General features: G+C 71.2%; 10 protein-coding genes and 1 pseudogene. 8 read left to right on the top strand and 3 right to left on the bottom strand.

Translation table 11 applies throughout. The features are described 5' to 3' along the window. The first annotated feature begins 84 nt into the window (after positions 1 to 84). The 3 genes from rho (at position 85) to prfA (ending at position 4,009) form a co-directional block, all read left to right on the top strand. Positions 85 to 2,184 (top strand): transcription termination factor Rho, encoded by a 2,100-nt coding sequence (rho, locus tag ACN269_RS14335; RefSeq protein WP_421472921.1) that lies wholly within the window; start codon positions 85 to 87, stop codon positions 2,182 to 2,184. Positions 2,185 to 2,581: 397 nt separating this feature from the next. Continuing rightward, entirely contained in the window at positions 2,582 to 2,806 is a 225-nt protein-coding gene (gene rpmE, locus ACN269_RS14330) for a 50S ribosomal protein L31 (protein ID WP_007464546.1), read from the top strand. A gap of 114 nt (positions 2,807 to 2,920) precedes the next feature. Beyond that, on the top strand, positions 2,921 to 4,009 hold the full coding sequence (prfA, locus tag ACN269_RS14325) for a peptide chain release factor 1 (protein WP_421472920.1): 1,089 nt from the start codon (positions 2,921 to 2,923) through the stop codon (positions 4,007 to 4,009). A gap of 114 nt (positions 4,010 to 4,123) precedes the next feature. Here the strand turns inward: prfA and ACN269_RS14320 are convergent, their stop codons facing one another. Beyond that, complete coding sequence (locus ACN269_RS14320; RefSeq protein WP_421472919.1) at positions 4,124 to 5,671, bottom strand: diguanylate cyclase domain-containing protein; 1,548 nt, start codon at positions 5,669 to 5,671, stop codon at positions 4,124 to 4,126. Between the two features lie 73 nt (positions 5,672 to 5,744). Between ACN269_RS14320 and prmC the strand changes: the two genes are divergently transcribed. The 4 genes from prmC to ACN269_RS14300 all read left to right on the top strand — a co-directional run bounded on the left by prmC (position 5,745) and on the right by ACN269_RS14300 (position 10,172). Continuing rightward, positions 5,745 to 6,692 (top strand): peptide chain release factor N(5)-glutamine methyltransferase, encoded by a 948-nt coding sequence (gene prmC, locus ACN269_RS14315; RefSeq protein WP_421472918.1) that lies wholly within the window; start codon positions 5,745 to 5,747, stop codon positions 6,690 to 6,692. Next, the gene (locus tag ACN269_RS14310) at positions 6,692 to 7,339 is read left to right on the top strand and encodes an L-threonylcarbamoyladenylate synthase (protein WP_421476341.1); all 648 of its coding nucleotides are present in this window, start codon (positions 6,692 to 6,694) and stop codon (positions 7,337 to 7,339) included. Before prmC ends, ACN269_RS14310 begins: the two co-directional genes overlap by 1 nt. Further along, positions 7,340 to 7,951, top strand: a complete 612-nt coding sequence (locus ACN269_RS14305) for a phosphotyrosine protein phosphatase (RefSeq protein ID WP_421472917.1) — start codon at positions 7,340 to 7,342, stop codon at positions 7,949 to 7,951. It begins immediately after the preceding gene. Between the two features lie 106 nt (positions 7,952 to 8,057). Continuing rightward, positions 8,058 to 10,172 carry a transglycosylase domain-containing protein gene (locus ACN269_RS14300; protein WP_421472916.1) on the top strand — a complete coding sequence of 705 codons (2,115 nt, stop codon included), beginning with the start codon at positions 8,058 to 8,060 and terminating at the stop codon, positions 10,170 to 10,172. A gap of 159 nt (positions 10,173 to 10,331) precedes the next feature. On the opposite strand, the gene ACN269_RS14295 is transcribed toward ACN269_RS14300, so the two are convergent. Further along, positions 10,332 to 11,795, bottom strand: coding sequence for an SDR family oxidoreductase (locus ACN269_RS14295; protein WP_421472915.1), 1,464 nt, complete (start codon positions 11,793 to 11,795; stop codon positions 10,332 to 10,334). A 35-nt stretch (positions 11,796 to 11,830) separates the two neighbouring features. Between ACN269_RS14295 and ACN269_RS14290 the strand changes: the two are divergent. Beyond that, a pseudogene (locus tag ACN269_RS14290) lies at positions 11,831 to 12,007 on the top strand (serine hydroxymethyltransferase); the annotation flags it as partial. A gap of 530 nt (positions 12,008 to 12,537) precedes the next feature. Here the strand turns inward: ACN269_RS14290 and ACN269_RS14285 are convergent. Continuing rightward, complete coding sequence (locus ACN269_RS14285) at positions 12,538 to 12,828, bottom strand: hypothetical protein (RefSeq protein WP_421472914.1); 291 nt, start codon at positions 12,826 to 12,828, stop codon at positions 12,538 to 12,540. Between the last annotated feature and the right edge of the window lie 432 nt (positions 12,829 to 13,260).

Genomic DNA, 13,260 nt, shown 5'->3' with positions numbered 1-13,260 from the left:
CTTGCGAGGCGGGTGCACCGAGGCCGCCCGGCCACCTGAGTTCCGACTCCGGGCAGTCCCGGCCTTATCGAGGGAAGGAATCCATTGAGCGACACCACCGACGTGACGTCGGATGTTTCCAACGTCGCTGGCGATGCCACCGCTGCCGCTCCCGCCCGTCGTCGGCGCAGCGGTACCGGTCTGTCGGCGATGCTGCTGCCAGAGCTGCAGAGCCTGGCCGCGTCGCTCGGCATCTCCGGCACTGCTCGCATGCGCAAGGGTGAGCTGATCGCCGCGATCTCCGAGCGGCAGGGCGGCAACGCGGCCGGAACCCCTCGACCGCGGGCCGAGGTCGCCGCGGCGGCCGCTCCGGCCCGTGAGGAGGTGCGGGAGACCGTGGACCGCCCGGCGGCCGAGGGTCGCAGCACCGACCACGCGCCGGCCGAGCCGGCCACCGAGACCGAGAGCCGCGGTCGTTCGCGGCGCAGCCGGACCGCCGCTGCGGAGGCCCGTACCTCCGAGGTCGGCACCTCCGAGCCGCGTGCCGCCGAGGCCCGCACCGACGAGGTCGAGAGCGGCGAGCGATCCGAGCGTGGCGAGAACCGCCGTGACCGGGCCGAGCGCAACGACCGCTCCGAGCGTGCCGAGCGCAACGACCGTTCCGACCGGGGCGAGCGCAACGATCGGGGCGAGCGCGGTGAGCGTGCCGAGCGCAACGACCGGGGCGAGCGTGCCGAGCGGGGCGAGCGGGGCGAGCGCAACGACCGTGCCGAGCGGGGCGACCGCAACGACCGTTCCGACCGGGGCGAGCGTGCCGAGCGCAACGACCGGGGCGAGCGTGCCGAGCGGGGCGACCGTAACGAGCGGGCCGAGCGCAACGACCGGGGCGACCGCAACGACCGTGGTCAGCGCGTCGAGCGCGACAGTGACGACGACGACGGCGAGGGCGGCGGTCGGCGTGGCCGGCGCAGCCGCTTCCGGGACCGTCGGCGTGGTCGTGGCGAGCGCGGGGAGACCGGCGGGGACACCGGCGGCGGCCGTGAGCCGCAGGTCGGCGAGGACGAGGTCCTCGTCCCCGTGGCCGGCATCATCGACGTGCTCGACAACTACGCCTTCGTGCGGACGACCGGCTACCTGGCCGGCCCGAACGACGTCTACGTCTCGATGTCCCAGATCAAGAAGTACGGCCTGCGTCGTGGTGACGCGATCACCGGCGCCGTGCGGGCGGCCCGCGAGGGCGGCAACAGCGGCGACCAGCGGCGGGACAAGTACAACCCGCTGATGCGGCTGGACACGATCAACGGGATGGAGCCGGAGGAGGCGCGGCGTCGGCCCGAGTTCTACAAGCTCACGCCGCTCTACCCGCAGGAGCGCCTGCGGCTGGAGACCGAGCCGCACATCCTGACCACCCGGGTCATCGACCTGGTCATGCCGATCGGCAAGGGCCAGCGGGCACTCATCCAGTCGCCGCCGAAGGCGGGTAAGACGATGGTGCTCCAGGCGATCGCCAACGCGATCACCCGCAACAACCCGGAGTGCCACCTCATGGTGGTGCTGGTCGACGAGCGGCCCGAAGAGGTCACCGACATGCAGCGGTCGATCAAGGGCGAGGTCATCGCGGCCACGTTCGACCGTCCGCCGCAGGACCACACCACGGTGGCGGAGCTGGCCATCGAGCGGGCCAAGCGCCTGGTCGAGCTGGGGCACGACGTCGTCGTGCTGCTCGACTCGGTGACCCGGCTCGGTCGGTCGTACAACCTGGCGGCGCCGGCCAGCGGCCGGATCATGTCGGGTGGTATCGACTCCACCGCGCTCTACCCGCCGAAGCGTTTCCTCGGCGCGGCCCGCAACATCGAGAACGGCGGCTCCCTGACCATCATCGCCACGGCGCTGGTGGAGACCGGTTCCATGGCGGACACGGTCATCTTCGAGGAGTTCAAGGGCACCGGTAACGCGGAGCTGAAGCTGGACCGGAAGATCGCCGACAAGCGGACCTTCCCGGCCATCGACATCAACCCGTCCGGCACCCGTAAGGAAGAGGTCCTGCTCGCGCCCGAGGAGCTGGCCATCATCCACAAGCTCCGCAAGGTCCTGCACTCGCTGGACTCGCAGGCGGCGATGGACCTGCTGCTGGACCGCCTCAAGCAGTCCCGCACCAACATCGAGTTCCTGATGCAGATCGCGAAGTCGACGCCGGGGGAGTGAACCTCCGTCGCTGACCAGCCGACGAGAAGAGGCGTGGCCGTTACGGCCGCGCCTCTTCTCGTTCCCCGCCTCAGCCGGACGTCACCCCGTCCCACCCCGTCTGCGCGCCACACGGTGGCGAAGGGGAGGCTGGTGGGGTCGGTGAGGGCACAGCCGTGCTCCGGGCGGGCACGCGCCGGCCCGGACGAATGCCCGCCCGGACGGCGGGAATGCGGACAGGGAGACCTGTGTTGACGATGCCGGACGAGGTGTGCGGCCCGCTTGCCGGGCCGGCTCAGGCCCATGGCACACTGGTCAATCGGCCACACCGGTTCCGGTTCACGCCCGAGCCCGTCGCGTACGGCGCGACGAGTGATGACGGCGACCCGGCGACCACCAACGAGAGGACCGAGGCGAGATGAAGGCAAACATCCACCCGGAGTACGTGACCACCGAGGTCAGCTGCTCCTGCGGTAACACGTTCACGACCCGCAGCACCGCCAAGGGCGGCGCGATCCACGTCGAGACCTGCAGCGCCTGCCACCCGTTCTACACCGGTAAGCAGCGCGTTCTCGACACCGCCGGTCGGGTCGCGAAGTTCCAGCAGAAGTACGCCAAGGTTCAGGCCAAGAAGGCCAAGTAACTCCCCGTTCGGCGCCCGTGTCCGGTTTCGTACCGGACACGGGCGCCGTCCGCGTTTCGCCCGCCAACACCCTCGGCCCTCCCGGTGCCGCGTCGTCGAAGGAGCATCCGCAGCATGAGCAGCGAGCGTCTGGCCGGACTCCTCGACGAGTACGCGGAGCTGGAGAAGCGGTTGGCCGACCCGGCCATCCACGCCGACCAGGCCACCGCGCGCCGGGTGGGTCGCCGGTACGCCGAGCTGGTGCCGCTGCACAAGGCCGCCGGTGAGCTGGAGCAGGCCCGCGCCGATCTGGCCGCGGCCCGCGAGCTGGCCGACGAGGACCCGTCGTTCGCCGCCGAGGCGGACTCCATCGCGTCGTCCCTGCCGGCCCTGGAGGAGCGCCTCGCCGAGTTGCTCATCCCGCGTGACCCGCACGACGCCAAGGACGTGATCGTCGAGATCAAGGCCGGTGAGGGCGGCGAGGAGTCGGCGCTGTTCGCCGGTGACCTGCTGCGGATGTACACCCGGTACGCCGAGCGGCACGGCTGGGTCACCGAGGTGATCGACGCGCAGGATTCCGACCTCGGCGGGGTCAAGGACGTGTCGCTGTCGATCAAGACCAAGGGTGTGCCGGACGGCGGGAACGGTGTCTGGTCGCGGCTCAAGTGGGAGGGCGGCGTGCACCGGGTGCAGCGCGTTCCGGTGACCGAGTCGCAGGGCCGGATCCACACCAGCGCGGCCGGGGTGCTGGTGCTGCCGGAGGCCGAGGACGTCGACGTCACCATCGACCAGAACGACCTGCGCATCGACGTGTTCCGGTCGTCCGGGCCGGGCGGCCAGTCGGTGAACACGACCGACTCGGCGGTACGGATCACGCACGTACCGACCGGCATCGTGGTCTCCTGCCAGAACGAGAAGTCCCAGTTGCAGAACCGGGAGCAGGCGATGCGGATCCTGCGGGCGCGGCTGCTCGCCGCCGCCCAGGAGCAGGCCGACGCCGCCGCCTCGGACGCCCGCAAGGCGCAGGTACGCACCGTGGACCGCTCGGAGCGCATCCGCACCTACAACTTCCCGCAGAACCGGATCACCGACCACCGGATCGGCTACACCGCGTACAACCTGGACCTGGCGCTCGCCGGCGACCTGGACGGTGTCCTGGACGCCCTCGCGGAGGCCGACCGCGCCGCCCGCCTGGCCGGCGACACGGAACTGACCCGCCGCTGACCGTCCGCCCGCCGGTCCCTTGTCGATCATGGAGTCGTGGTGGGTGGATTGTCCCGTCTAGAGCACTTTGTGCGGCACCACAAGTCCATGATCGACCCGAAACGGGGGCGGGGGTCAGCTCGCGCGGGGGCGGGACTTCGCGCGCAGCATCTCCCGGTCGGCCTGCTCGAAGGCGACGCTGAGCGCGTCGCGTAGCCCGCTACCGCCGGATACCTCGGCGAAGCCGATGCTCACCCCGACCGGAGTGCCGGGCACCAGCGACTCCCAGTCCTCGTTGCGTACCGCTGCCTCGATCCGGCGGGCCACCTCGGCGGCCTCGGCCATCCCCGTGTCCGGGAGCACCACGACGAACTCGTCGCCGCCGTAGCGGGCCACGAAGTCTCCCCGGCGCATCACCCGGTTGATCACCCCGGCGATGCGTTGCAGCACCAGGTCACCGGAGTGGTGGCCGTGCCGGGTGTTGACCGCCTTGAAGCCGTCCAGGTCGCAGACGCCAATGACGACCCGCTCGCCCCGGGTGACGACGGCGGTGATGTACCGCTCCAGACGACGCCGGTTCGGTAGGCCGGTGAGCGGGTCGGTCAACGCCTCACCCTCGTACCGTGCCGCCTCCCGGCGCATCTCCTCGTGGTCGATCCGGGCGGCGATGCCGTCGATGTAGACGTCGCGCAGCCGGTCGTTGCGCTGGGCGGCGAGCCGGAACGCCAGCCGGTCCGCCCGGTGGGCCGCGACATGGTCGCCGGCGCGGGCGAGCGCGATGCTGCGCAGCCGGGCCGGCTCGGCCGCCCCGAGCGTCTCGGTGGACACCCGGATGGTGTCCAGCCGGGCGACCGCCTCGATGGGCCGACCGTCCGCGACGGCCAGGCAGACCATGCCGAGTTGCCGCAGGTCCCGCGCGCGGGCGCTGTCACCGCCGTGGGTGAGCAGCCGGGACGGGACGGCGTCCCCGATCGGTTCCAGGGTGTCGCCGAGCGCGGCCTGCCGGGCCGCCGAGTACCCGTACGCGGCGAGGCTGCTGGGACGTAGTCGCCCGGCCCGGCCGCTCTGCACGAACTGGGCCAGGTCGGCCGCCACGTCCCGCAGCACGCGCAGGCAACCGTCGCTGTCACCGTTGTGGTCCAGCGCCACGGCGTTGCGCAGCCGGATGCCCGGCGCGGCGAACGCCTCCTCCGGAATCCCGGCGGTCAACCCGAGCTGCCGTGCGCGTTCGATCGCGCCCAGGGCGTACCCGTGGAAGCTGAGGTAGCTGTAGGCCATCGCCAGGTCGTGCCAGCCCCAGGCGGTGTCCCGGTCCGGGTCGTCCACGGCGTTCAGGGCCCGCGCTGCCTTGACGAGGTGGGTGACGCAGCGGTCCAGCGCGCCCTGGTGGTGGGCGGCGAGCGCGGCCAGCGCGTTGAGGTGCCCGTGCAGGTAGGGCTCGGCGAGGTCACGGACGGCCGCCGACGCCTCCTCGATGGCCCGGGTGAACTCCGCCGTCCGGCCGAGATTGATCAAGGCGGAGAGACGCTGGACCATGGCGTCCGCGCGGGCCGCAGGGTCCGACGTGGTGCGGATCACACGCTCCAACAGGGTGTACGACTCCGCGGAGCGACTTGCTTCCTGCAAAGCGCGGGCGTGCGAGAGAGTGTCAACCTGGTCATGGACCCGGTCGAGCCAGCCCACCCACAACCTCCTGTCGTGTGCGCCTCGACGCACCCGTTCGTGGCGTCACCCCGCGACGCCCCATGATTATCGTGTGACCACTCTGCCGCAACACCCCCCCGAAGGGACAGGTCGTACCCGTCCGTCCGCCGCGGTGGCCCGGGCGGCCCGCGTACTCGCCGCGGCCGGCGTGGGGCCCGCGCGCGTGGAGGCCGAGTTGCTGACGGCGTACGTGCTGGACGTGCCCCGGGGTCGGCTGGTCCTCGCCGACGACCTGGACGACGCGCAACTGGCCCGACTGGACGACCTGGTCGGGCGTCGCGCCGGCCGGGAGCCGTTGCAGCACCTGACGGGTCGGGCGGGTTTTCGGCACCTGGAGCTGGCGGTCGGTCCGGGCGTCTTCGTGCCCCGCCCGGAGACGGAGTTGCTGGCCGGATGGGGTGTCGAGCAGGGGCGGGGCAGATCCGAGCCGCTGGTGGTGGACCTGTGCAGCGGCACCGGCGCGATCGCGTTGGCGGTGGCGCAGGAGCTGCCGGGAGCGCGGGTGGTCGCGGTGGAGCGGTCCCCGGAGGCGCTGGCGTGGCTGCGTCGCAACGCGGCCGAGCGGGCGGCGGCGGGCGACCGGCCGATCGAGGTGGTCGAGGCCGACGTGACCGCGCCCGACCTGCTCGCCGACCTGGTGGGTCGGGTGGACGTGCTGCTCTGCAATCCGCCGTACGTGCCGGTCGACGTGGTGGTGCCGCCGGAGGTGGCCGCGCACGATCCGGCGGAGGCGGTCTTCGGAGGCGCCGACGGCCTGGTGGTGATCCGGCCGGTGATCGACCGGGCAGCGGCGCTGCTGCGACCCGGGGGTGTGCTCGGGGTCGAGCACGACGACACACATGGCGTGGCGGTGCCGGAGTTGTTGGTCCGCGACGGCCGGTTCGACGCCGTCGCGGAGCATCCGGACCTCACCGGTCGCCCCCGGTACGCCACCGCGTCCCGACGGGCGGACGGCCAGCACACCGGGTCCGGGCCGGCGTGGCAGACTGACTCCCCGTGATGCTTTACGACTGCCGATCGCCCGCCGATCGGGACCGCGGCATCGCTGCGGCCATCGAGGCGGTCAAGAACGGCGAACTGGTCGTCCTTCCGACGGACACCGTCTACGGGATCGGCGCGGACGCGTTCACCCCGTACGCGGTCAAGGCGCTGCTGGACGCGAAGGGTCGGGGTCGGCAGATGCCGCCGCCGGTGCTGATCGGTTCGCGGCACACCCTGGACGGCCTGGTCTTCTCGCTGCCCTCGGCGGCGCGGGACCTGGTGGAGGCGTTCTGGCCGGGCGCGCTGACGATCGTGGTCGAGCACTCGCCGAGCCTCCAGTGGGACCTGGGCGACAAGACCGGCACGGTGGCGGTGCGGATGCCGCTGCACCCGGTGGCGCTGGAGGTGCTGCGCGAGACGGGCCCGATGGCGGTCTCCTCGGCCAACAAGACGGGCCAGCCGGCGGCGGTGACCGCCGAGGAGGCGCGCGACCAGCTCAGCTACTCGGTGCGCGCCTACCTGGAGGCCGGGCCCTGTCCCGATCCGGTGCCGAGCACGATCGTGGACCTGACCGGCGAGGTGCCGCAGTTGCTGCGGGCCGGCGCGATCCCGTTGGAGAAGCTGCGCGACGTGGTACCGGACCTCCTCGACATCCAGGGGGCCTGAGTGCCCCCGTTCACCGTCCTGCACGTCTGCATGGGCAACATCTGTCGCTCGCCCATGGCCGAGCGGCTGCTCGCCCTCGCGGTGCGGGAACGGTTGGCGCGGCGTTCGCAGGACCCGGCCACGGCCGAGGAGTTGCTGCACAGCCACAGCGCCGGCACCGGTGGCTGGCACGCGGGCGAGGAGATGAACCCGCCGGCGGCTCGGCAGGTCATCGACCGTGGCGGTGACGTCGACGGGTTCGCGGCGCGCAAGCTGCGCTCGGACCACATCGACGCCGCCGATCTGGTCCTGACGGCGACCGCCGACCAGCAGGAGTACGTGGTGGCGCTCCGCCCGGACGCGGCGGCCCGCACCTTCGTGCTGGGTGAGTTCGGTCGGTTGTTGGCCGCGGTGGATCTCACCGCGCTGCCGGCGGCCGAGGTCACCCCGGAGGCGGTGTACGCGCGAGGTGTGGCCCTGGTGACGGCGGCGCACGACGAACGACTGGGCGCCTCGGCGCTGCCCACCGACGATCTCGACGATCCCTGGGGTCGCGGCGACCAGTGTTTCACCAGGGTCGCCGACGAGATCGAGGAGACGGTCCACCCGCTGGCCGCCGCGTTGCTGCCCTGAGCGTCCTGCGAGTTTCCTCCGGGTTTGGGGAAAACCAGGGGCGAAAGGGGCGTTCCGGGTCATTCTGAACGGGTCCTAGCGTGACCGGCTCCTGCGGGGAGAGCTGATGATCCGGGCCCGACTCGACAAACTGCTGACCGTGGTGATCGCCGGCGTGCTGGCCGGACTGGTGCTGGCCGGTGCCGCCCTGCCCGCCGCCCTGGTCTTCGGGATCGGTTTCAGCGCCCTCAGCACGCCCTACTCGGAGCTGCCCAACACGCTCCGTACGCCGCCCACGGCGCAGCGCTCCAACCTCTACGCCAACGACGGCACCACCCTGATCACGTCCTTCTACCAGGAGGACCGGGTGGACGTCCCGCTGCACGAGGTCGCCCCGGTGATGCGCGAGGCCATCGTGGCCGCCGAGGACGTCCGGTTCTACCAGCACAGCGGGGTGGACCTGCGCGGTGTGGTGCGCGCCTTCACGGTGAACAAGCGCGACGGCAAGACCCGGCAGGGCGCCTCCACGCTGACCATGCAGTACGTCCGCAACGTGCTCAGCAGCGACCCCCGGCTCACCGAGCGCCAGCGCCAGGCGGCCACCGAGGTCACCACCGCCCGCAAGCTCCAGGAGATGCGGTACGCGCTGGCGTTGGAGCGGGAGCTCAGCAAGGAGGACATCCTCACCCGCTACCTCAACATCGCCTACTTCGGCGCCGGTGCGTACGGGATCGGGGCCGCCAGCAAGCGCTACTTCTCCGTCTCGCCGGCGGAGTTGACCCTGCCCCAGGCCGCCCTGTTGGCCGGTCTGGTCCGGTCGCCGGACAGCGACGACCCGATCCACGGGGACGCCGACAGCGCCCTGCGTCGACGGGCGTACGTGCTGGAACGCCTGGTCGAGACGGGTCGGGTTCCCGCCGACGCGGCGGCGGCGGCACAGGCCGAGCCGCTGCAGTTGCGGCCCAGCGAGACGCCGAACGACTGCACCGGGGTACCCGACGGGCACACGGACTGGGGTTTCTTCTGCGACTGGTTCACCCGCTGGTGGAGCAGCCAGTCAGCGTTCGGTTCGAGCGCCGACGAACGGCAGCGCACGCTGCGCCGGGGCGGGTTCTCCATCGTCTCGTCGCTGGATCCGGCCGTACAGCAGGCCACCACCGAGCAGGTCCTGCGCATCTACCGGCCCACCGAGGCGCGGGCGGTACCCACCGCTGTGGTGCAGCCCGGCACCGGCCGGGTGCTGGCGATGTCGGTGAACCGCAGCTACAGCGTCCAGGACAACCCGGTTGGGCAGAAGAACCACCCGAACACGGTCAACCAACTCGTGGCCGGTGGTGGGGCCATCGACGGCTACCAGGCCGGTTCGACGTTCAAGCTCTTCACCATGCTGGCGGCCCTGGAATCCGGCATGCCGCTGTCGACCGAGTTCACGGCGCCGACGCAACTGCTCACCCGCTTCCCGGCCACCGGCGCGGGTAGCTGTGACGGTCGCTGGTGCCCGGCGAACGCCAGCCCTTCGTCGATGGATGGCCTCCGCACGATGTGGACCGCGTTCGGCCGGTCGGTGAACACCTACTTCGCCTGGCTGACCGAGCGGGTCGGCGCCGACCGGGTGGTCGAGATGGCCGAGCGGCTGGGCATCGTGCTGCGGGCCGACTCCGACGAGCGGCTGGCCCGCTACGGCGCGAAGGACTGGGGGCCGTTCACCCTGGGCGTGGCGGCGACGACCCCGCTGGACCTGGCCACGGCGTACGCCACGGTGGCCGCGGAGGGGACGTGGTGCGCGCCGCTGCCGGTGGTCTCGATCAGCGACTCGGCCGGCCGCCCGGTGGATGCCGCGAAGCCGGACTGTCGGCAGGTACTCGACACCGACGTGGCCCGGGCGGCGGCGGACGCGGCCCGCTGCCCGGTGGGCGACCAGTCGATGTACGGGCGGTGCGACGGCGCCACGGCACCTGATCTGCGATCCCGGCTGGGCCGCCCGGTGGCCGGCAAGACCGGCAGTTCCGAGCGGTACGAGACGGAGACGGTGGTGGCCTTCACCCCGCAGTTGGTGGTCGCCTCCATGGCGGCCAACCCGGACGATCCGCGCGACGCGGTCGGTCAGGCCGTGCAGGCCCAGATGGTGACCGGGGTCGGCCAGGTGCTCGGCGTGGCCCTCCGCGACCAGCCCGTACGCGACTTCGTCCCGCCCAGCGAACGCGCCGCCTTCCAAGTAACCCCCGCCCGCACCACCAACTAACCCCACCCCCCACCCCCACCCCCGCCCGCCACGCCGGTCCCCGCCGCGCCCCCCGCCGCGCCGATCTTGCACTTTCTGCGGGGACTTAGGGTGCCAAGGCCGCAAACCGCCAACACAAAGTGCAAGATCGGCGGGGGCGGGAGCGGGAGCGGGGGGCTGTTAGGGGGTTTGTTCGGCGTTGCGGGCTATGTTGCGGGCCATGCCGCCGAAGATCACGGCGTGGAACGGGGTCACCGAGCCCCAGTAGGCGTGTCCGGCCAGGCCGCGGGGGAGGAATACGGCACGTTGCTGGTAGCGGCTGCGGCCGTCGTCGGCCGGCAGCGCCCGCATCTCCAGCCAGGCGCGGCCGGGCAGTCGCATCTCCGCGCGCAGCCGCAACAGCTCGCCTGGAACGATCTCCTCGACCCGCCAGAAATCCAGCGCCTCGCCGACCTGGAGGCGGTGCGGGTCGCGCCGGCCCCGCCGCAGTCCCACACCGCCGACCAGCCGGTCCAGCCAGCCGCGTACGGACCAGGCGAGCGGGAACGAGTACCAGCCGTGCTCGCCGCCCACACCCTCGATGACCCGCCAGAGCGCCGCTGGCGACGCGTCCACCGCCCGTTCCCGCATGTCCGTGTACACGGTGCCGCCGGACCAGTCCGGGTCGCTGGGCAGCGGCTCGGCGGGCGCGTCGGGGCCGCTCGCGGTGGACCAGCGGGTCTCCACCTGGGCGTCGCGCACCTTGGCCAGGGCCAACGCCACCGCCTCGTCGAAGCCGGTGAGGCCGCCCGGCGGGTCGGGCACGTACCGGGCGATGTCGTGTTCGTGGGCCACGGCCTCGTGGATCAGGCTCTCCACCAGCGGCCGGGCGATCTTGTTCGGCACCGGGGTGATGAGGCCGACCCAGTGCGACGAGAGCGACGGCGTGAGGGGCCGGACCGGGACGATGATCCGTCGCCGTAACTCGGCCACCCGGGCGTAGCGCTGCATCATGTCGCGGAAGGTCAGCACGTCCGGTCCGCCGATGTCGAAGCCGCGGTTGACCTCGGGCGGCAGGGTGGCGCAGCCGGCCAGGTAGCGCAGCACGTCGCGGACCGCGATCGGCTGGATCCGGTTACGGACCCACCGTGGCGTGACCATGGCGGGCAGCCGTTCGGTCAGGTAGCGCAGCATCTCGAACGACGCCGAGCCGGAGCCGATGATCACCGCAGCGCGCAGCACCGCCGTGGGCACGCCGCTGCCGAGCAGGATCCGGCCCACCTCGGCCCGGGACCGCAGGTGCGGCGACGGGACCTCGGCGTCGGCCGCCGGCTCCGGACCACCGAGGTAGACGATCCGGCGTACGCCGGCCGCGCGGGCCGCCGCCGCGAAGTTCGTCGCCGCCGTCCGGTCGGCCGCCTCGAAGTCCTCCCGACCGAGCGAGTGCACCAGGAAGTACGCAACGTCGACGTCGGCGAACGCGGCGGGCAGCGTCTCCGGCCGGCTCAGGTCGCCCTCGACGATCTCGGCCGCCGACGCCCACGGCACGTCACGTAGGCGGACGGCCTTGCGGGCCAGGCAGCGGACGGTGTGCCCATCGGCGAGCAGCAGCGGCGTCAGCCGCCCGCCGATGTATCCGGTGGCTCCGGTGACGAGGCATCTCACGGCTCCCAGTGTGCGGCCCCCTGGACTCGTTTGCTGTGGAGACCGCGACGAGCACCTTCTGGGGGCCGGATTTCGCCAAGCTCAGGGCCACCGATCCGGAGATCGCCGGGGTGGTCCTCGGCGAGTTGGACCGGTTGCGGGGTGGCCTGCAACTGATCGCGAGCGAGAACCTGACCTCACCGGCGGTGCTGGCCGCGCTCGCAGTTGCACTGCTCCCGGAGTCTTCACCTGTCGCGACACCGCACCGGCCGGCTTGCCGTCAGCCTTCATTATCCCTAAATTCGTGCATGCGGTTCTGGAATCCGAAGTGCCACCATTCTTGCACATCAAGCAGAGCTGGCTCGCGCATTTTTCGGTTCAGGCATGCTCATTGAAGCGTCGTGCGGTGACTTTTCTAAGTGGGACGCCGTGTTGCCACCCACGACTCTGATGCCGAAGGTGGAATCCTGCATTTCGTTTGTACGCTCGATCGTGCGATCCGGAATTGCCCGGCCATCCGCCAATCGCAACCTTCAGGTCAGATAAGCAAATGAAATGAGCCGCGCGGTGCTAGGGATACCGTCTCACGCGGTATGGCTACGATCTATGCGACCCTGAGTCGTCTTGAGCGCGATCCGATGCCGTGCCCGGGAAGTGCGGTGCGGCGCAGCTTTGTGGGCGGCTTCAAGTATTCCGCCGCCAATACGCCAGGGTGGCGGGTGCCTGCGGGAAAGCTGGCACCCGCCACCAATGCTTGGCCTGATCAGCAGGTTACGACCTTGTCGTACTGGGCGAGCGGCTGGTTGTAGGCGTTGACGTCCTTCGAGCCGCCGGCTGCGACGGTGAAGCAACCCGAATCGCGGGCGTAGCTCCACACCACCTTGAGCTTCTGGCTGCTTGAGCAGTTGTTGTACATGATGACGTGGTTGAAGCTCCGCACGTCGACTGAAACGCAGCTGGGCTTGGCGCCGGCGAAAGCAGGCGTCGCGACAGTGGCGAGTGCTGCGCCCGCAAAAGTGGCAACGAGTGCAGCTCGAGCGATGGTCTTGTTCAAGGTTTTCCCCGTTCCTCTGAACTCCGGACACCTCGAACGTTACCGATGTCGTACGAGGCGCGCTACCCCGGTTTCCGGGCGTCATCGCGAGCAACATCGGCCTTCACTCCACCAGGGCCCCGCTGACCTGCAGATTCAAGACCCGTAGACGTGGGTCGAAGTTGACGCTATTTGCCGCCGGTGCCATCGCCATGGTCGTGTACGAAGCCAAGGGCCGTGGACGGTACTTCCTGGCGAAGGCGTCCCTGACGTGTGTTGCCGATCTCGCGATCGGGGAAGCGTCATTGCGAAAACGCGTTGACGCCACGCTCCAGATTGTTCCTGGAGTCTTGAGCTCGTCCATCCGCAGAGCCGCCCGGACGATCCGACCGCAGTCGATCCACCCAGCGCTGGTGCCCGCGTGGTGTTCGGCTCGCGGTCGTGCCAGGGGCG

The organism is Micromonospora sp. WMMD736 (assembly GCF_049179015.1).
GTDB lineage: Bacteria > Actinomycetota > Actinomycetes > Mycobacteriales > Micromonosporaceae > Micromonospora.
Note: the sequence above shows the minus strand (reverse complement) of the source record. Positions and strands in the feature narration are given on the sequence as shown.

Coding starts and splice junctions, on each gene's coding strand:
- rpmE (WP_007464546.1), top strand. CDS start 2,582: ATGAAGGCAAACATCCACCCGGAGTACGTGACCACCGAGGTCAGCTGC.
- prfA (WP_421472920.1), top strand. CDS start 2,921: ATGAGCAGCGAGCGTCTGGCCGGACTCCTCGACGAGTACGCGGAGCTG.
- ACN269_RS14310 (WP_421476341.1), top strand. CDS start 6,692: ATGCTTTACGACTGCCGATCGCCCGCCGATCGGGACCGCGGCATCGCT.
- ACN269_RS14300 (WP_421472916.1), top strand. CDS start 8,058: ATGATCCGGGCCCGACTCGACAAACTGCTGACCGTGGTGATCGCCGGC.